We start from the raw sequence: 18,056 nt of genomic DNA, 5'->3' as shown, positions 1-18,056 counted from the left end.
TGTTAGCCTTTTGCTGCTAATTTAAAAAGTGAGTAAAAATTATCTGTGGTGGCTTTTGCAAGCTCGTTAAAGCTAATGCCTTTAAGTTCGCTAATGTAGTAGGCAACATCTTCTACATACGCCGGCTGGTTTGTTTTACCACGGTACGGTACAGGTGCCAAATACGGCGAATCAGTCTCAATAAGTAGCCTATCGAGTGGGATTTGTTTTACTACTTCTTTAAGCTCTACGGCATTTTTAAAGGTAACAATGCCTGAAATAGAGATATAAAATCCCATATCAATCGCTTTTTTGGCCATATCCCAATCTTCGGTAAAGCAATGCAATACGCCACCGCAATTTTCTGCTTTGTGCTCACGCATTAAATTTATGGTGTCGGCTCGGGCGTCGCGGGTATGAATAATAAGTGGTTTTTGTAATTCGTTTGCTACTTCTATATGCCCTACAAAACTGGCTTGCTGCACTGCGTGCGTGTCTTTTGAATAATAGTAATCGAGGCCTGTTTCGCCTATTGCGACCACTTTTTTATGCGATGCTAAATCAATAAGCTGCTGTTTATTAAGAGCATCTTTTTGATCAAGCGGATGCACGCCACACGATGCCGATACATCGTCGTAATGTTTAATTTTTTCAAGCATGCTTGGGAATTGATCAAGCGTGACACTTACACATAAAAAATGCTCTACTTGCTTTGCACGAGCGTTGTTGAGTACTTGATCTAAGTTTAAATCTAGTTTGTCAAAATCAAGACGATCTAAATGGCAATGAGAATCTACAATCACTATACGGCCTGTATTGTTTTAAAAAATTAAATTATACCAATTTGCAATAATATTTGATCACAAAGTATGTATTACAAATTTACGATCAAAATAGCCCATTGAGCTACATGGTATATGTAGGGTTACCAGAGTTTAACATAGTGCCTAATAGCTTTTCGATTTTAGCATTTAGGTTTGTTTTATCATCTAAAAAACTTATGCCAATACCTGGCGGGTTCGAGCTTTGTGCGCCTTGTGGTGTGATCCAGGCAACTTTGCCCGTTACAACGTCATCTTCTAGTGCATCTGGTAACGTCACTCTTAGTGCTAAAGAGAAGCCAATTTCGTAGCGCATGTTGGTACGCACAAATAGGCCACCTTTTTTTAAATATGGCATGTAGCAGCGATAAAGCTCGTCAAGGTTGTCTACATCAACTAAAAGTTCTTGCATATGTATTCCTATTAAATGTGACGCAGGGCATGCGCTAAACGCGACACTGCTAGAGGTAAATTAAGCCCAAGTACCTCGGTGCTATTTTGTAAAAATTCATTCACCGCTTGCTGCGCACTTTGGTACGCGTCAAAACTTAAACCCTTTATAAGCTGCTGTTTTAATTGCTCGCTTAAAAATAATGTAAAAATGCGTATTAGCTCAGGTTGTTTATTTATAATATTAACAAGCGGACTAAAATTATGGCTTTGTTTAAACTCAGTTGCAAATTTATATAAAGTATCAATGTGTTGCAGCTGCTCTTGCGCTTGCCACTGTTTAATTAACAGTGGTTGTGTATAAAACAAAGGCAACCACACATAGTCACCAATATTTAAATCGGCTAACCAGGTTTTGGCTGCTTCTGAGTTAGCAACTTTTATATCTGTTTTGGCACAGCGGCTTAAAATAGTGGCAGGTAACTGCGCAGTATGGCTTGTGGTTAAAATTAAAAAGCGGCTATTACTGGGCTCTTCTAAGGTTTTTAATAACGCGTTTGCTGCTGCGGTAGTCATTTTTTCGCAGTTTTCGATTATTGCTACTTTATTGCCATTTTGTGCAGCAGAGTGGTTCATAAAATCGCTTATAGCGCGAATATCGTCCACGCCTATGCTTTGCCCTTCAACTTGCGTTACACGTTTGTCGGGGTGGTTACCCGCATGCGTTAATGCGCAACTTTTACACTTTCCACACGGGGCTAGCTTACTGTTTTCGCTCTGCATGTGGGTATTAATATTTTGGCATAACAAGCTATTAGCTAATTGCTCACTTAGCTCAAACTTACCTACGCCTATAGGCCCACATAATAACTGCGCATGATGAAAACGCTGCGCTTTATAGCTTTGCGCAAGCTGTTGCTCTACGTTATTAAGCCATGGCAAAGCCATGTTATTTTAACCCTTCAAAAAAGGTACGTAATACATTGGTTATATCGCGGTGTACTTTATCGATACTTTGATTAGCATCAACCGTTTTTATTGAGCTATCGTCATTTGCCAGCTCGACATAACGCATACGCGTGCGCTGAAAAAACTCAATGGCTTCTTGCTCAATTCTATCAAGTTCACCACGGCCTTTAGCACGCTCAAGGCCTATTACTGGGTCTATATCTAGGTAAATGGTTAAATCAGGTTTTAACCCTTTTAATACCATAGACGACAAAGACGATAAGGTATTAGCACTAATACCGCGGCCGCCCCCTTGGTAAGCTTGAGACGATAAGTCGTGGCGATCGGCCAATACCCACTGCCCTTTATCAAGTGCTGGGTTAATTACATTATGCATTAGCTGCGAGCGCGCCGCATACATAATAAGTAGCTCGGTTTCGAAGGCTATGTCTTCTTCATGCTCAGCTTTAACAAGCGTTCGTAAAGACTCAGCAAGCGGCGTGCCCCCTGGCTCTCGTACGTTAATAAAGTCTATTTGTTTTTTATTTAAAAAGTCTTGGCATAAAGAAATAGCCGTTGATTTTCCTGCGCCTTCAAGGCCTTCAATAACAATAAATTTTGGTTTCATATAAAGTTTAATTCGTTTTATTTAATATATACGTTTTTACTGCCGCGTTGTGTTGCTTTAACGTGGTTGAAAATTGATGGCTTCCATCGCCCTTAGCCACAAAGTACACATACTCTGTTTGTGGTGGATTAAGCGCTGCTAAAATAGCGGCTTTTGAAGGCATAGCTATGGGTGTTGGCGGCAGCCCTTTAATGCGATACGTGTTGTAGGGTGTGTAATCGCGCAAATCTTTTCGCTTAATATCACCGTCAAAATTCGCCCCTAAGCCATATATTACGGTTGGGTCTGTTTGTAGGCGCATATTTGCGTTTAATCTATTTATAAATACAGCGGCTATTAGCGGGCGTTCACTAGCAAGGCCGGTTTCTTTTTCGATAATAGAGGCCATGATCAGTGCATCATATGCGTTTTTATACGGTAGGTTTTGTGCACGCTTTGGCCATGCTTGTTCAAGTGTTTGCTGCATTTTAACGGCCGCACGTTTTAATAAACTACTGGCAGTATCACCGCTGTGGAAATGGTATGTATCTGGAAATAGCCATCCCTCTAAATGGCCTTTTTCGCCCACTATTTGTTGGGCTAGTTGCTCTACATTTAAATTATTAGTTAAATGCGGCGCACTACTAATGGCTGCTATTACTTCGCGTAAGTTTTGCCCTTCAATAATGGTAAAGCTAAAACTAATTTGCTCACCGTTGTTTATTTTTTTTATATTATTAATAACGCTTGTATTTGTTAGCTCGTATAAACCGGCTTTTAAGTCGGTTAGTGTTGGGTCAAGCTTTGCAATTATTTGGTATCGCCAGCAGCTTTTTAACCAATTATTAGCTTGCCATTGTTTACATAGCTGGTTAAATCCCATGCCTTTTTTAACTTCAAACTGCGTAGCCGTTGTTATATTTAGCGGGCTTGCTATTGTTGCTTGTAATTGTTGATACCCTACTAGCGTTGTCACTAAAGCTAACAATAATACCGATAAAATAACTTTTAACACTTAGCCTCCTTGGCTAGTAATTCATTTAATAAATGCATGCTTTGCTCAACATTAAATGTATGTTGTTCTATACGATTAACGGGCACAGCGCCCATTAGGCTATTACATATAAATACAGCGCGTGCTTGGGTTAATTCATTTAGGCTTACTTGCTTAAATTCAACCGCTAATTTATCACATAACGATTGTAGATAAACCCCCTTTATACCGCATTGCTCAAGGCTTGGCGTATATAGTTTATTATCGCTAATAGCAAAAATATTAGCTGCAGAGGCTTCGATTACATTGTTTTGATGATCGAGCACTAAAACATCGTCGCACTGTTGGCTTGCCATGGCATTTTTAATAAGCACTTGCTCTAAACGGTTAAGTGTTTTTAACCCCGCAAGTAATGGTTGGGATGCTAATTTTATTGGGCTTAGTGCTAAACTTACCCCACTTTTAGCTAATGCTGGGTAGTTTTGTGGAAACGCTGATACTGTAATTATAATGGTTAAATGGGTGTGTTGTGGTAATCCATAACCTCGCCCACCTTCTCCGCGGGTAATAACTATTTTAAGCACATTTAATTGGCAGCCAGCAATCGCCTTTGCAATATGTTGCTCAAGCTCAGTAAAGTTAATTGCCGGAAACGCTAAGCGCTCAGCGCATTCTACTAAGCGTGCTTTATGGTAATGCCAATGCTCTACCTGCCCTGCAACTACTTTGGCAGTGGTAAAAAAGCCATCACCATAGTTAAGGCCTCTATCACGCGTATTGATCGTGCTTGTATCACCGGTTGTTATTATTGTTTGCATATTAAATGGCTTGCATAAAAAAAGCCCAGTTAAACAACTGAGCTCTTATAATTTGGTTCGTTGTTAAAAAAGATTATACCTTTTTAAATAGCAACGAGCCATTAGTCCCACCAAAACCAAATGAGTTACACAATGCAAAGTCGAGTTTTGCATCTCGTGCAGTGTGAGCTATGTAATCTAAGTCACAGCCTTCATCTGGGTTATCAAGGTTAATTGTTGGCGATACTTTTTGATCGGCCAGCGATAAAATAGAAATAATAGACTCTACTGAACCCGCTGCACCTAATAGATGCCCCATCATAGACTTAGACGAGCCTACCATTACATTATTAGCTGCACTGCCAAAAATAGTTTTAACCGCTTGCGTTTCGGCTTTGTCGCCAGCATTGGTCGATGTACCGTGTGCGTTAATGTAGCCTACTTGGTCTGCATTTACTTGCGCATCATTTAATGCATTTTGCATGGCAAGTGCCGCACCTGCACCGTCTTCCGGTGGCGAGGTCATGTGGTACGCATCACCGCTCATGCCAAAGCCAACCAGCTCAGCGTAAATTTTAGCGCCACGGGCTTTAGCGTGCTCATATTCTTCTACTACAACAACCCCTGCACCATCAGATAATACAAAACCATCGCGGTCTTTATCCCAAGGGCGAGATGCCGCTTGTGGATCATCATTACGTGTAGAAAGCGCACGTGCAGCATTAAAGCCACCCATACCAATAGGTGTACAGGCTTTTTCTGCGCCACCGGCTACCATAGCATCAGCATCGCCGTAGGCAATCATACGGGCGGCATGGCCAATATTATGCAGGCCTGTTGTACATGCCGTCACAATAGAAATATTAGGACCACGTAAACCATGCATCATTGATAAATGGCCCGAGATCATATTAATAATGGTTGATGGTACATAAAAAGGAGAAAGCTTACGTGGGCCACTGTTAAGTAGCTTTATGTGGTTTTCTTCAATTAAGGTTAGTCCACCAATGCCTGAACCTACTGCAACACCGATACGTGTTGCGTTTTGTTCAGTAACTTCAAGACCTGAATCTTGTAAGGCTTGAACACCCGCTGCAATGCCATACTGAATAAATAAGTCCATTTTTTTAGTATCTTTCGCCGACATATATGCAGTTGCATCAAAGTCATTAATGAGTCCAGCGAATTTAGTACCAAATTTTGATGTATCAAAGTGGGTTATATTTTGTATGCCACTTTTACCATCTAATAAGCCTTGCCAGGTAGATTGCACATCATTACCTAACGGCGTCAACATTCCTAAGCCAGTTACGACGACTCGACGTTTAGCCACGGTTTGCCTCCAATAAGGGATATTTAAACCAATTGATTAATATATTATTAGTTTAGTAAGGCGTTTAACTTACTAAGCTTAAATCTATTGGCATTACAAAGGGAATTCATACCCAAGCGACCTCAAAGTGCGAGTCTCAAATTCAGTTAAGTATGTGCTATTACAAATGAATGCAGTAGAGAGTAAAAGCGGGTGAATTTGAATCATGAACTTTGAGGTGGTTTGGATATATAGATTAAAGGCAGCGAATGCTGCCTTTAATTTGCGATTAATTACTCAGCGTGAGCTGATACGTAATCGATTGCAGATTGTACTGTAGTGATCTTTTCAGCTTCTTCATCTGGGATCTCAGTATCAAACTCTTCTTCAAGAGCCATAACTAGTTCAACAGTATCAAGAGAATCTGCACCTAGGTCGTCTACGAAAGAAGCTTCGTTTTTAACTTCTTCTTCTTTAACACCTAGTTGTTCGATGATAATTTTTTTTACGCGTTCTTGGATATCGCTCATTCTTCTTTCCTTTATTAAAAACGCCAATGCGTTATTTTCAGATTGCGGCGTAGTTTACGCCGCATAATTCTCTGATTCAATGATTTGACCATAAATAATTGTCTGGTCAAACCTCTGAGTGTTTGTTTTGTCTTTTATCGCTTATTTTCACAGCGATTTCAAGTATGTTTAAAGCAAGATCACAAAAATTTCAATGTTTTTGAGGTCACTTACTTAAGTTATTTTTAGCGTTTGCTTATTACAATGGTGATTAAACCATGTACATCGCGCCATTTACATGCAAAGTCTCGCCAGATACATACGCAGCCGCGTCAGATGCTAAATAACACACTGCCGCTGCTATTTCGTCAGGCTGACCTAGTCGACCTGCTGGTACATTAGCAAGGGTAGCTGCTTTTTGATCTTCAGTTAGCTCATCGGTCATATCGGTTTGAATAAAACCAGGCGCTACCACATTTACAGTAATGCCGCGTGATGCAACTTCACGAGCAAGCGATTTAGAAAAGCCAATCACACCCGCTTTAGCTGCAGCGTAGTTAGCTTGACCCGCATTCCCCATAGTGCCCACAACTGAGCCAATATTAATAATACGGCCGTTCTTTTTCTTCATCATTGGGCGTAATACCGCTTTAGATAAACGGAAAATAGAGCTTAAGTTGGTATCGATAATATCGTCCCACTCACCGTCTTTCATGCGCATTAATAAATTATCACGGGTGATACCCGCGTTATTTACAAGTACGTCTACATCACCTAAGTCGGCTTTTATTGCAGCAAGTGTTGCCTCAATCGATGCAGGATCGGTTACGTTTAAAGCATAACCCTTACCGTTATCACCTAAGTAATCGCTAATTTTAGCTGCACCTGACTCACTTGTAGCAGTACCTGCTACTTTTGCGCCTTGCGCTACTAAGGTGTTTGCAATTGCTTTACCAATACCACGGCTTGCGCCTGTAATTAGGACAACTTTGCCCTCTAATGAAAATAAATTAGTCATTTTATATACTCTTATTTTGCAGCTTCAATGCCAGCAGCGTCATTTACTGAGCCACATACCATTGCTTTATCAATTCGTTTTGCAAGGCCAGTTAATACTTTACCTGGGCCAAATTCGTAGCTTTGCGTAATGCCTTGAGCAACGAGCGCTTGTACTGTTTCTGTCCAACGAACTGGGCTGTATAGTTGGCGCACTAATGCATCTTTAATTGCATCAGCTGAGCTTTGTGCTTTTACATCAACATTATTAATTACATCACACTTAGGTGTATTAAATGTTAAAGCCGCTAAATCGCTGGCAAGTTTTTCAGCCGCTGGCTTCATTAATTCACAATGTGAAGGCACGCTTACACTCAGTGGTAAGGCACGTTTTGCACCTGCATCTTTACACGCTTGTGAGGCTCTATCTACAGCAGCTTTATGTCCTGCAATAACAACTTGGCCTGGCGAATTATAATTTACAGGTGAAACAACCTCACCTTGTGCAGACTCTTTACACGCGGTTTTTATTTCTTCATCACCTAAACCAATAATAGCCGCCATAGAGCCCACACCAGCAGGTACAGCTTCTTGCATATATAAGCCACGGTTTTCTACAAGTTTTACCGCTTCACCTAGGCTAATAACACCACTACATACTAGTGCAGAGTATTCACCTAAGCTGTGACCGGCCATTACAACGTCTGTATCTAGGTTTTGGGCTAACCAATGACGGTAAATTGCCACGCTTGCTGTTAATAAAGCAGGTTGAGTGCGGTGAGTTTGATTAAGTTCTTCTTCTGGACCATTTAGTACAAGCGCTGCTAAATCGTAGCCAAGTGCGCTTGACGCTTCACTAAAGGTTGTTTTTACAATGTCAGAGCTCTCTAGTAGCTCGCTTAACATGCCAACGCTTTGTGAGCCCTGACCAGGAAATAGAAGTGCAATTTTTTGTGCCATACTTTGCTCTTTTTAATTAAACAAAAATTTAGTGTAACTACGGCACCTAAAATTTATTCGGCCGCCGAGTTTTTAGAATGTGTTTTTTCGAAAATAGCGGCTATTTTATCTGGAAGTTGACGTTCAACTTCTTTTACCGCTTCATCGATTGCTGCTTGAAATGCTTTTGCTGATGCATTTCCATGGCTTTTAACGACAATACCGCGCAATCCTACCAGAGAAGCACCGTTATACTGGTCGGGGTTCACCCGATTATAGAGTTTTTTTATGATAGGACTTAATATAAACGCCATGCATTTGTAAATTAAGTGCTTTTCAAGTGCACTCGTAAATTTTTTTATGATCAGTTTAGCAATGCCTTCGCAGGTTTTTAATGCAACGTTGCCAACAAACCCTTCACACACAATAACATCAGCCTTACCCGAAAATATATCACTGCCCTCACTGTAACCGGTGTAATTAATATAAGGGCTTTGCTGCATAAGTTGCGCTGCTTGCTTTATGCCTTCGTGGCCTTTTATATCTTCTGAGCCAATATTAAGTAAACTCACTTTAGGGTTATCACAGCCGAGCGCTTGCCCCGCAACTACCGAGCCCATAATGCCAAATTGATAAAGTATTTCACAATCGCAATGTACATTAGCGCCTAAATCAAGCAGGTATACTGGCGTTTTTCGCTCTGTTGGCACAGCTGATATTAATGCAGGGCGTTTAACGCCGGGTAACATTTTTAATACATAGTGAGCCATAAAAAATAAGGCGCCTGTGTTACCCGAACTTACACAAGCCTGTGCCTCACCCGATTTAACTAAATCAAGGGCAACGCGCATTGAAGAATCTTTTTTAGAGCGCACGGCTAACGCGGGTTCGCAAGCATTAGTAACAACTTCACTGCAATGGCGAATAATTAATCGTGGGTGTGAAAGTGAATCGAGGGATTCTAATTGATTTGCAATTACTTGCTCGTTGCCGCATAAAATGAGCGTTAAATTGGCATGAGCATTTACTGCGCAAACGGCAGCGGGGATAGATGAACGGGGGCCATAATCGCCCCCCATCATATCTAACGCTATGGTTAGATTAGTCAGCATAAAGCAATCTCTTAGTTAGAAATTACTTGAACGCCTTTGTAGTAACCGTCAGCAGTTACGTGGTGACGACGATGAGTCTCACCTGAAGTTTGGTCAACTGTTAAAGTTGGACCGTTGATCGCATCGTGTGAACGGCGCATGCCGCGTCTTGCACGAGACTTTTTGCTTTTTTGTACAGCCATTAGTCTTCTCCTAAGAATCTTTCTTAAGTTGTTTCAAAATATCAAATGGATTTGGTTTATCATCTTCCGCTTTTAACACTCCAAAGCTAGCAGGCTTTGATGAGTAATTGCATGAAGCTTCGTTGTGGGTAGGCACTAATGGCACTGCTAAAATTAGCTCGTCTTCGATTAACTCAAATACGTTAATTTCGCCGTTTTCATCAAGTTCTACTTCATCGTAAACTTCAGGAAGATCATCTGACTCAGCATCCAAACCAACTGGCGAATACATAAAGTCTTGATCCAAATCCAACCCTAAATCATCATTACAACGTTGACAAGTTACAGTTACGTGTGTGGACAAATTGCCGCTAATCACAACTAAACCTTGCTCATCAGTTTTGCACTGAATTTTTACCGCTATTTCACCTACTTCTTCCTGTACAACACCTCGTAAACGAGCAAGTTTTTCAAGCGGTACAATACCATCGTAAGATAAACGGTGTTGCGCTGCTTTCCCAGGATGAAGAGTGATGGGAATTTTTACCTTTTGCATAGGGGCTGCATCATATAGATAGTTAATTGGTTAGTCAAAGCAAAAAAGCATTTTTACATGGTTTTTCACGTGTTTTCATTACGGATCTGATTTATCCTAACTCAAACTAATTTTAATTAGGATAATAATTTATGAAGCACCCGCTTATATTAGCCTCAAGCTCACCATTTAGGCAGTCTTTATTGCAAAAATTTAATCTGCCCTTTAGTACTTTTTCGCCAGATATTGACGAAACCGCCTTATTAAACGAAACCCCTGAGCAACTAGTAAAGCGCTTAAGCGAAAACAAAGCACGCGCCGCACGTAAACATTTTGACCTAGGTTTAGCTATTGGCTCTGATCAAGTTGCTGTGTTTAACGGGCAAATACTTGGTAAACCTCATAATAAAGAAAACGCCATAAAACAGCTTTCCCTATTTAGTGGTCAAACAGTTACGTTTTTAACCGGCCTATGTGTTTACGATATTGTTAGCGATAAAGCAAAAACATTAATCGAACCATTTGAAGTGGTATTTAGAACGCTTACTCTAGAGCAAATTGAAGCCTATTGCGATGCGGAGCAGCCCTATAACTGTGCAGGGAGCTTTAAAAGTGAGGGGTTAGGAATTTGTTTATTTGAAAAATTAAACGGGGACGATCCAAATAGTTTAATAGGCTTGCCGCTGATTAAACTCAGCCAGCTATTAGCTGAGTTTAATCTTGATATACTTGGCGAGCAACCAACAGCTTAACCAACTAAAATACGTTGCAACTGTTGGTAATTATTAACGGTTGCAACAGGGGTAAATTCGTTTAACTGCTGCGCATTATGGACACCCATGGTAACACCTAACCTATCCATACCCGCAGCTTTTGCCATTGCCATGTCTATTTTTGTATCGCCAATCATAAGCGCATCATCTACATTAATTTTCAACTCATCTAAAAGTTGGTAGAGCATGTCGGGAGATGGCTTAGACTGCGCTTCACAGCTGGTACGGCTTGCACTAAAAAATTCGCGCAACTGGCTTTTATCAAGCAAACGCTCTAACCCCGCGCGCCCTTTACCGGTGGCAATCGCTAAAATCACACCTTGTGCTTTTAATGTACTTAGTACATTTTCTACATTATCAAATACAGGTGTTGGGGTAGTATCAATACGGTATTGTTGTTTATAGCCGTTAATTAATGCGGGATGCTGCGCTACGTCGTCAGGAAATAGTACCTCAATAGCAAGTTCAAGCGACATACCAATAATATTTTTAATTGCTGTGTCGCTAGGCGGCACAATATTAAGCGCCAGCGCACTGTGACGAATGCAATTAACAATTTTGCTAATTGAGTCCATAACAGTGCCATCCCAATCAAAAATAACCAGTTTATACTTTTTTAATTCAGCGGTGGTCATTACGCTTTAGCATCTCTTAATTTTAAAATACAATTTTTGAGTGCGTTATCAAGCGGTGCTTCTACACGCATGGTGGTTTCGTTTTTAGGGTGATAAAAGCTTAAATCGTGAGCGTGTAAAAATAAGCGATTTAAACCAATTTTTCGCATTGATTCATCAAAACCTTGGTCGCCGTATTTATCATCGCACGCAATAGGATGACCTTTACACTGCGTATGAACACGAATTTGGTGAGTGCGTCCTGTTACAGGAGAAGCTTGCACTAATGAACACGCGTTAAAACGTTCCAGTACTCTAAAGCGAGTATGTGAAGGTTTACCTTCGTTATTGTCTACACGCACCACGCGCTCGCCCGACTTGAGCGTGTTTTTACGCAGCTCTTCGGTCACATTTTTAACCGATGAATCCCACTGCCCTGTTACCAATGCCCAGTAGTTTTTTTCCATGGTTTTTTCGCGTAGTTGTTCATGTAGCGCGGTGAGCACTGAGCGACGCTTTGAAATTAATAAACAACCTGATGTATCTCTATCAAGCCTATGTACTAGTTCTAAATTACGCTCTTCTGGGCGTAATACGCGCAATGCCTCTATTAAGCCATAGCTTAAGCCGCTGCCGCCGTGTACGGCCATACCAGAGGGTTTATTAATAACAATAAGGTACTTATCTTCAAATAGAATTGCGTCTTCTAACTGTTTTACTTTATCTAGCTTTTTAGGCACAAACTCTTCGCGCTCTGCTACTTTTATGGGCGGAATACGCACGACATCATCAAGCTGTAATTTGTAAACTGGCTTAATACGCTTTTTATTAACGCGGACCTCGCCTTTGCGTAAAATTTTATAAACAGCGCTTTTAGGCACCCCTTTTAAATGGGTAATAAGAAAGTTATCAATACGCTGACCCAAATGGTCTTCGTTGATTGTGACAAAAGTTACTTGTAAGCCGGTTTTTTCTGACATTGCCTAATCACTGATTTAAGTAAAATAATTTAGTTGCTAACACGGTTATAATAGTGGGATAATCAGCAGCGCAAATATTTAGTATTTGCAAAATAACAACGGTGCTTTTTAACACATTAAAACATTCGTGATGCACATTCTGGGTAGCCGATCATACAGATCCGAGTTAAGTTTTCCAAAGCTTTTATGCCTACTCAGTTAACACGTGCGCTCAACTAACAGTAATGCGCGTAATATATTACTGATTAAGTTTGAACATGAATTGACATTTAATGTAAAAATAAAAGCAATGAACAAATAATTTGTTTGATAGTGACGACGTAAATACGTTGTTCAGCATTTGCTCACATGTAGTACCGTACAGCAGCTTATTTAGAACTAAAAATCTAGCAAATAAGCGTTTATTAACATTCGGCAGCGAACTTTGCTCGTAAGTGTATAAAAAAATACTCATCGTATTTAAGCAACTTAACGAGCCCTACGCGCCTAACATAAACGTACTAAAAAGATTGATATGACAGGCCAACTTCTGGGTAAAACTTGTAAACGAGCTTAATAGCCGACAGTTTTAGCACCACAAAGAATTTAATAACGTAAGCGTACGTTATTGTTAGCCAGCATTTAAAAAATACTGCGTACACATTACAGAGCGTTCCGTTACAGACCCAGTCGTGAGGCTGCACATTCTAAAAAAGGAACAACTGAACAGGCGAACACGTTTCGTCATGTCAGCGACATAAATAAGTAGAGTAACAATATGAAACGTATGCTAATCAATGCGACGCAGCAAGAAGAAATGCGCGTAGCACTGGTTGACGGCCAGCGCCTATATGATTTAGATATAGAAAGCCCAGGTCACGAACAGAAAAAAGCCAATATTTACAAAGGCAAAATCACACGCATTGAACCCTCTTTAGAAGCGGCATTTGTAGATTACGGCGCCGATCGCCATGGTTTCCTTCCTTTAAAAGAAATTGCCCGTACTTACTTCCCACAAGGTTACACTTTTCATGGTCGCCCTAACATTCGCGACGTGATTAAAGAAGGTCAAGAAGTAATTGTACAAGTAGATAAAGAAGAGCGCGGCCAAAAAGGCGCAGCCCTTACTACTTTTATCAGCGTAGCGGGTAGTTACTTAGTGCTTATGCCAAATAACCCTCGTGCAGGCGGCATTTCTCGTCGTATTGAGGGTGATGAGCGTACCGACCTTAAAGAGGCGTTAAGCCGCTTAGAGTTACCTAAAGGCATGGGGCTAATTGTTCGTACCGCAGGTGTTGGCAAATCATTTGAAGAATTAAATTACGATTTAAAAGCGCTTTTAGTTCATTGGGATGCAATTCAACAAGCAGCCGACAGTGCTAAAGCACCGTTTTTGATTCACCAAGAAAGCAACGTAATTTTCCGCGCAATTCGCGATTATTTACGTCGTGACATTGGCGAAATCTTAATTGATAAACCACGTGTATTTGAAGAAGCTAAAGCGCACATTGAGCGTTTTCGCCCTGACTTTATGAGCCGTGTGAAGCTGTATCAAGGCGACACGCCATTGTTTACGCATTACCAAATTGAAAGCCAAATTGAGTCTGCGTTCCAACGTGAAGTGCGTTTGCCTTCAGGTGGTTCAATTGTAATTGACCCAACAGAAGCGCTTACCTCTATTGATATCAACTCGTCTAAAGCAACTAAAGGCGGTGATATTGAAGAAACAGCACTAAATACCAACTTAGAAGCTGCAGACGAGATTGCCCGTCAATTACGTCTTCGTGACTTAGGTGGCTTAATAGTTATCGACTTTATCGATATGACACCGCCGCGCCATCAACGTGAAGTAGAAAACCGCTTAAAAGATGCGGCTCGCCCAGATCGTGCGCGCGTACAAATTGGTAAAATCTCTCGTTTTGGTTTACTTGAAATGTCGCGCCAGCGTTTGCGCCCATCACTAGGTGAAGCAAGTCAAGGCCCATGCCCACGTTGTAGCGGCCAAGGTACTATTCGCTCTAACGAGTCAATCGCCCTTTCTATTCTGCGTTTAATTGAAGAAGAAGCAATTAAAGACAACACTGCACAAGTAAATGCCCAAGTGCCAGTTGCTGTTGCCGCTTATTTATTAAATGAGCAGCGCAGAAGTGTTCATCGTATTGAAAAGCACCACAAATGTGATGTTGTGATTATTCCTAATCAGCACATGGAAACACCTCACTACGAAGTAATGCGTTTACGTAAAGACGAAACACTGGAAACAGTAAGTTACGATCAAGTAGTTGCACCTGAGCCAGAGTCGTTCGAAATGGCTAAACCAGCAGCTGCGCCTGTACGTGAAGAGCCGATGCTTAAAGGTGTTGTTATGCCTTCAACGCCAGCGCCACAAGCTAAAGTAGACAAACCAGCAGCGCCAGTAGCTGTACCTAAGGTTGAAGGTGGCCTATTGGCTGCTATTGGTAATTGGTTTAAGTCTTTATTTGCTGGTGAAAGCGAAGAAGAAAAGCAAGCAAAAGAAAAAGCTGAGCAAGAAAAGCAACAACAAACGCGTAATAACAATCACCGTGGTAACAGTGACAATCGCCGCCGTAATAACAACCAACGTCGCCGTAATAACTCACGCTCAAAACCTCGTGGTGAACGCCCTAGTGAAGAAGAAGTGAAAACTGATTCTACCGCGAACGAAAGCCAAGAGAAAAACGAGAACCGCAACAAGCGTCGTCGTAATCCTAACTCGCGTAAGCGCAACGATAACCGTAATAACGACAATCGTAATGCAGACAAAGAGCAAGTTAAAACAGACGCTAAAGCGAATGAAACTGAGGCAAAACAAAGTACTGAGCCTAAAGAGCAAAAACCAAAGGTTCGCCGTCAACGTCGTAATGTTCGTAAAAAAGTACGTATTCAAGATGAAAATACTGAGCAAGTAAAAGCATCTGATACGCCTGAGCAAGCGCAGCAAAGCACTGAAACAGCAAAAGTAGAGCAACCTAAAGCGCAAGAACAAGCGCCTACGGCAAAGCAAGCTACAAATGAGCAAAAGTCTGAGCAAACAAAACCTGAACCGGTAAAAGTGCAAGCACCAAAGGCACAAGCTGAGCAAGAAGAAAAGCCAGCAGCTGCAGCGTCAACCGACCAAGCAAACTCTGAAGATGAGCAAGGACAAACACGTACGCGTTCGCGCCGTTCTCCTCGCCACCTTCGCGCTTCGGGTCAGCGTCGTCGCCGCCCTGAGCAAGGTGAAGCTACAGAAGAAAAGTCAGATGAAGCACCTGTATTTGTACCAGTAGCTGACCAAGCTGCGGCAGAGTACGAGGCCGAGCTAAAAGCAAAAGCTGAACAGCCAACCTCAAACGATGCTTCAGAAAATGTTGAGCAAGCGTTAGCTGTAGAAGACTTAGCTAAAGTTGAAGCTGCTCCTAAAGCAGAGCAAACAACAGCAAATGACGATGCAGTGCAAACTGTTGACCCAGAAACAGCGGAAGAGCCAGTTGTTGTTACTGAACAACCTATTTCAGCACCTGAACCTGTTAAATCAGAACCTGAAGTAGCTGAGCAACCAGCAACTCCAGAGCCTGTAAAAGCAGAACCTGAAGTAGCTGAGCAAACAGTAGCTCCAGAGTCTGTAAAGGCAGAACCTGAAGTAGCTGAGCAAGTTGAGACTGTAAGTGCACCTGCAAAAGATGCCAATGCAAAAACGGTTATCACCAAAGGCGCGGCAAGTGCACCAATGGCACAACCGACTCCAGTTGCTGATAGCGACGTAAAGCATACATCAGTTGCTATGGCACACGATAAGCGTGAGCTAGTGCCTGATAGTGGCTTACGTGCAGGTTCAATTAAACCAGCTGGTCGTGCGAGCTCTGCAATGACTAAAACAATGAGCGCTGAGTAACCCTTAGCCTTATTAAAAAGCCGCGCTATGTAAAAATAGCGCGGCTTTTTTGTTTTAATACCTGGCTTGTCCTGAAATGTATTTTCTCAATTGCTCCTCTTTCTCTTCTCTTTGTGCGGTAGATCTTTACTAGCAAAAATAAACAGCTCCGTTGCTTCTCGCGTGAGCAAGCTTCACGCCTACAGCTACATTAGCACCAGCGTGAGCAAGCTTCACGCCTACAGCTACATTAGCACCAGTATAAACTCTATCGTGTGGACGCATAACTTGTTAGCGTGCCGGGCAAAGCCTGTAATAAAGGTTATCCTCGAAGAGGATAAGAGACACTGTGCTTTCGAGCATTAATAAAACTAAATTACAGGCAATAAAAAAGCGCGATATAAATATCGCGCTCTTAAATCTGCTTTAGATCAAATAAGTTTACTCGCTTTTATCTTCCATAAAGCGTTGTAATTGATCTTTTAAGTTAGGCGGAACGCCTTTAATAACCAGTGTATCGGTCGCTTCATTGTAAGTTACACGCTCACCTAAATGTTTACGTTCAAAACTGACACTTACACCGCCTCCTAAGCCTGAAAACTTAACCATACTGGTCACCGTTTTTTTATCGACCGGGAAGGACTCTTCTAAGTCATAGCTTTGCTCTTTACAAAAACTATCGAACGGACTGTCATCGCCCTGAGTGAGTGTTGCCGAAAGCTCACTTACGCTTGCATCTTCACCCGTGGTTACGCAGTCGTTACAGTAATCAAATACTTGCTTACGTAGTTCGTCTTTTTCTGTTTTATCAAATTCCTGCTCAGATAAATAATCTTCAACAGCGCTAAGCATCACTTGGCTTTGTTGTTTAGGGTCTATGCCCTCTTCACACCCTAGAAAGTCTAAGAAAAAGTCTGCTACTTTTCGCCCTGCTCGCCCTTTAATAAACGAGATATAGCGGTTATCGTCAGCTTGTGTGTCCCATGCGGTTAAATCAATACGAGCTGCTAATTGCATGCGCGATATATCTAAGTGGCGCGACGCTGCTAAATCAAGCTCAGAGGTCATGCTGTAGTGCTCTTTTATGTTGATCATGGCAATTAGCATGTAATCAGTAGCCACATACTGATAATGACAAAATACTAAGTAACCCGTTTCGCTAAAGGCGTATTTGTCTAACTCTTCTTTTAAAACAGTGGATGCTTGCTCGGTCATGTGCCAAAAGCCTAGCTCGTCATTGCGATAGCTTTGCATTGCCGATGCGACAACACTGTTTTTATCACCACTGAATGCACAGTAGCCTTTGCCTGGCTTACCATTGTATGCATGATGCAGTTGTTCGATAAAAACAGCGACTTTATCGTTTATCACCATTTCATCGTTTCGTAGGTGAATTTGCGTATCGTCGTCTTTTTTGTCTACATAATGAACGACTAATTTTTTAACGTCTGTTGTCATCTTTGTTTTTCACGCCTCTGGTGTTAAAATACGAGAATATAACTCTTTTATTGAACCAACTGATGCCAATCTTATCAAAATACTCTAATGAAGAAGTAGAACAAATCGTCGATCAGCTCATTGATGTGCTAACGCAACATAATGCGCCGGTTGATTTAAGCCTTATGTGTTTAGGAAATTCTATCACGCATATCCTAAAAGAGCATGTACCTGCAGGGAAAAGACAAGCCGTAACTGAGAACTTTGCTAAAGCACTTGCTCAGTCGGTTAAATAAATT

19 protein-coding genes are annotated in these 18,056 nt (G+C 41.4%); 3 read left to right on the top strand and 16 right to left on the bottom strand.

Features of this window, described 5'->3' with window-relative positions:
- Positions 1–2: 2 nt before the first annotated feature.
- From WDB87_RS07925 to yceD, 13 genes are all read right to left on the bottom strand, one after another.
- Positions 3–782 (bottom strand): TatD family hydrolase, encoded by a 780-nt coding sequence (locus WDB87_RS07925; protein ID WP_337849538.1) that lies wholly within the window; start codon positions 780–782, stop codon positions 3–5.
- Between the two features lie 103 nt (positions 783–885).
- Positions 886–1,212, bottom strand: coding sequence for a PilZ domain-containing protein (locus tag WDB87_RS07920; RefSeq protein WP_337849537.1), 327 nt, complete (start codon positions 1,210–1,212; stop codon positions 886–888).
- 11 nt (positions 1,213–1,223) lie between these two features.
- Positions 1,224–2,138: a DNA polymerase III subunit gene (locus WDB87_RS07915; RefSeq protein ID WP_337849536.1), complete on the bottom strand. Its 915-nt coding sequence runs from the start codon at positions 2,136–2,138 to the stop codon at positions 1,224–1,226.
- 1 nt (position 2,139) lies between these two features.
- Positions 2,140–2,766: a dTMP kinase gene (gene tmk, locus WDB87_RS07910; protein WP_004587694.1), complete on the bottom strand. Its 627-nt coding sequence runs from the start codon at positions 2,764–2,766 to the stop codon at positions 2,140–2,142.
- A 7-nt stretch (positions 2,767–2,773) separates the two neighbouring features.
- Positions 2,774–3,760, bottom strand: a complete 987-nt coding sequence (gene mltG, locus WDB87_RS07905; protein ID WP_337849535.1) for an endolytic transglycosylase MltG — start codon at positions 3,758–3,760, stop codon at positions 2,774–2,776.
- Complete coding sequence (gene pabC, locus WDB87_RS07900; RefSeq protein ID WP_337849534.1) at positions 3,754–4,557, bottom strand: aminodeoxychorismate lyase; 804 nt, start codon at positions 4,555–4,557, stop codon at positions 3,754–3,756. Before pabC ends, mltG begins: the two co-directional genes overlap by 7 nt.
- 73 nt (positions 4,558–4,630) lie before the next feature.
- Positions 4,631–5,869, bottom strand: a complete 1,239-nt coding sequence (gene fabF / locus WDB87_RS07895; RefSeq protein WP_337849533.1) for a beta-ketoacyl-ACP synthase II — start codon at positions 5,867–5,869, stop codon at positions 4,631–4,633.
- Between the two features lie 272 nt (positions 5,870–6,141).
- Positions 6,142–6,378 carry an acyl carrier protein gene (gene acpP / locus WDB87_RS07890; protein WP_004587690.1) on the bottom strand — a complete coding sequence of 79 codons (237 nt, stop codon included), beginning with the start codon at positions 6,376–6,378 and terminating at the stop codon, positions 6,142–6,144.
- A 250-nt stretch (positions 6,379–6,628) separates the two neighbouring features.
- The gene (gene fabG / locus WDB87_RS07885) at positions 6,629–7,375 is read right to left on the bottom strand and encodes a 3-oxoacyl-ACP reductase FabG (protein WP_004587689.1); all 747 of its coding nucleotides are present in this window, start codon (positions 7,373–7,375) and stop codon (positions 6,629–6,631) included.
- A gap of 11 nt (positions 7,376–7,386) precedes the next feature.
- The gene (gene fabD / locus WDB87_RS07880; RefSeq protein WP_337849532.1) at positions 7,387–8,313 is read right to left on the bottom strand and encodes an ACP S-malonyltransferase; all 927 of its coding nucleotides are present in this window, start codon (positions 8,311–8,313) and stop codon (positions 7,387–7,389) included.
- Positions 8,314–8,366: 53 nt separating this feature from the next.
- Entirely contained in the window at positions 8,367–9,404 is a 1,038-nt protein-coding gene (gene plsX, locus WDB87_RS07875; RefSeq protein ID WP_286247089.1) for a phosphate acyltransferase PlsX, read from the bottom strand.
- Between the two features lie 11 nt (positions 9,405–9,415).
- The gene (gene rpmF, locus WDB87_RS07870) at positions 9,416–9,586 is read right to left on the bottom strand and encodes a 50S ribosomal protein L32 (protein ID WP_004587686.1); all 171 of its coding nucleotides are present in this window, start codon (positions 9,584–9,586) and stop codon (positions 9,416–9,418) included.
- A gap of 10 nt (positions 9,587–9,596) precedes the next feature.
- Positions 9,597–10,121 carry a 23S rRNA accumulation protein YceD gene (yceD, locus tag WDB87_RS07865; protein WP_055015064.1) on the bottom strand — a complete coding sequence of 175 codons (525 nt, stop codon included), beginning with the start codon at positions 10,119–10,121 and terminating at the stop codon, positions 9,597–9,599.
- Positions 10,122–10,252: 131 nt separating this feature from the next.
- On the opposite strand from yceD, the gene WDB87_RS07860 reads away from it, so the two are divergent.
- Entirely contained in the window at positions 10,253–10,852 is a 600-nt protein-coding gene (locus WDB87_RS07860; RefSeq protein ID WP_337849531.1) for a Maf family protein, read from the top strand.
- On the opposite strand, the gene WDB87_RS07855 is transcribed toward WDB87_RS07860, so the two are convergent.
- Entirely contained in the window at positions 10,849–11,508 is a 660-nt protein-coding gene (locus WDB87_RS07855) for an HAD-IA family hydrolase (RefSeq protein WP_337849530.1), read from the bottom strand. The two genes, WDB87_RS07860 and WDB87_RS07855, sit on opposite strands and share 4 nt — an antisense overlap.
- The gene (rluC, locus tag WDB87_RS07850; RefSeq protein WP_337849529.1) at positions 11,508–12,467 is read right to left on the bottom strand and encodes a 23S rRNA pseudouridine(955/2504/2580) synthase RluC; all 960 of its coding nucleotides are present in this window, start codon (positions 12,465–12,467) and stop codon (positions 11,508–11,510) included. The genes WDB87_RS07855 and rluC overlap by 1 nt, the downstream gene beginning before the upstream one ends.
- A gap of 757 nt (positions 12,468–13,224) precedes the next feature.
- Between rluC and rne the strand changes: the two genes are divergently transcribed.
- Positions 13,225–16,341: a ribonuclease E gene (gene rne / locus WDB87_RS07845; protein WP_337849528.1), complete on the top strand. Its 3,117-nt coding sequence runs from the start codon at positions 13,225–13,227 to the stop codon at positions 16,339–16,341.
- 420 nt (positions 16,342–16,761) lie between these two features.
- On the opposite strand, the gene yejK is transcribed toward rne, so the two are convergent.
- Complete coding sequence (yejK, locus tag WDB87_RS07840; RefSeq protein WP_337849527.1) at positions 16,762–17,778, bottom strand: nucleoid-associated protein YejK; 1,017 nt, start codon at positions 17,776–17,778, stop codon at positions 16,762–16,764.
- Positions 17,779–17,840: 62 nt separating this feature from the next.
- Here yejK and WDB87_RS07835 point away from each other — a divergent pair, with 62 nt between their 5' ends.
- Positions 17,841–18,053, top strand: a complete 213-nt coding sequence (locus WDB87_RS07835) for a DUF1414 domain-containing protein (RefSeq protein WP_004588923.1) — start codon at positions 17,841–17,843, stop codon at positions 18,051–18,053.
- Positions 18,054–18,056 lie beyond the last annotated feature (3 nt).

The organism is Pseudoalteromonas sp. C12FD-1, assembly GCF_037414265.1.
Classification (GTDB): Bacteria; Pseudomonadota; Gammaproteobacteria; order Enterobacterales; family Alteromonadaceae; genus Pseudoalteromonas.
Note: the sequence above shows the minus strand (reverse complement) of the source record. Positions and strands in the feature narration are given on the sequence as shown.

Coding starts and splice junctions, on each gene's coding strand:
- tmk (WP_004587694.1), bottom strand. CDS start 2,766: ATGAAACCAAAATTTATTGTTATTGAAGGCCTTGAAGGCGCAGGAAAA.
- yceD (WP_055015064.1), bottom strand. CDS start 10,121: ATGCAAAAGGTAAAAATTCCCATCACTCTTCATCCTGGGAAAGCAGCG.
- fabD (WP_337849532.1), bottom strand. CDS start 8,313: ATGGCACAAAAAATTGCACTTCTATTTCCTGGTCAGGGCTCACAAAGC.
- pabC (WP_337849534.1), bottom strand. CDS start 4,557: ATGCAAACAATAATAACAACCGGTGATACAAGCACGATCAATACGCGT.
- rpmF (WP_004587686.1), bottom strand. CDS start 9,586: ATGGCTGTACAAAAAAGCAAAAAGTCTCGTGCAAGACGCGGCATGCGC.
- WDB87_RS07915 (WP_337849536.1), bottom strand. CDS start 2,138: ATGGCTTTGCCATGGCTTAATAACGTAGAGCAACAGCTTGCGCAAAGC.
- fabG (WP_004587689.1), bottom strand. CDS start 7,375: ATGACTAATTTATTTTCATTAGAGGGCAAAGTTGTCCTAATTACAGGC.
- plsX (WP_286247089.1), bottom strand. CDS start 9,404: ATGCTGACTAATCTAACCATAGCGTTAGATATGATGGGGGGCGATTAT.
- WDB87_RS07920 (WP_337849537.1), bottom strand. CDS start 1,212: ATGCAAGAACTTTTAGTTGATGTAGACAACCTTGACGAGCTTTATCGC.
- acpP (WP_004587690.1), bottom strand. CDS start 6,378: ATGAGCGATATCCAAGAACGCGTAAAAAAAATTATCATCGAACAACTA.
- WDB87_RS07835 (WP_004588923.1), top strand. CDS start 17,841: ATGCCAATCTTATCAAAATACTCTAATGAAGAAGTAGAACAAATCGTC.
- yejK (WP_337849527.1), bottom strand. CDS start 17,778: ATGACAACAGACGTTAAAAAATTAGTCGTTCATTATGTAGACAAAAAA.
- WDB87_RS07860 (WP_337849531.1), top strand. CDS start 10,253: ATGAAGCACCCGCTTATATTAGCCTCAAGCTCACCATTTAGGCAGTCT.
- WDB87_RS07855 (WP_337849530.1), bottom strand. CDS start 11,508: ATGACCACCGCTGAATTAAAAAAGTATAAACTGGTTATTTTTGATTGG.
- rluC (WP_337849529.1), bottom strand. CDS start 12,467: ATGTCAGAAAAAACCGGCTTACAAGTAACTTTTGTCACAATCAACGAA.
- rne (WP_337849528.1), top strand. CDS start 13,225: ATGAAACGTATGCTAATCAATGCGACGCAGCAAGAAGAAATGCGCGTA.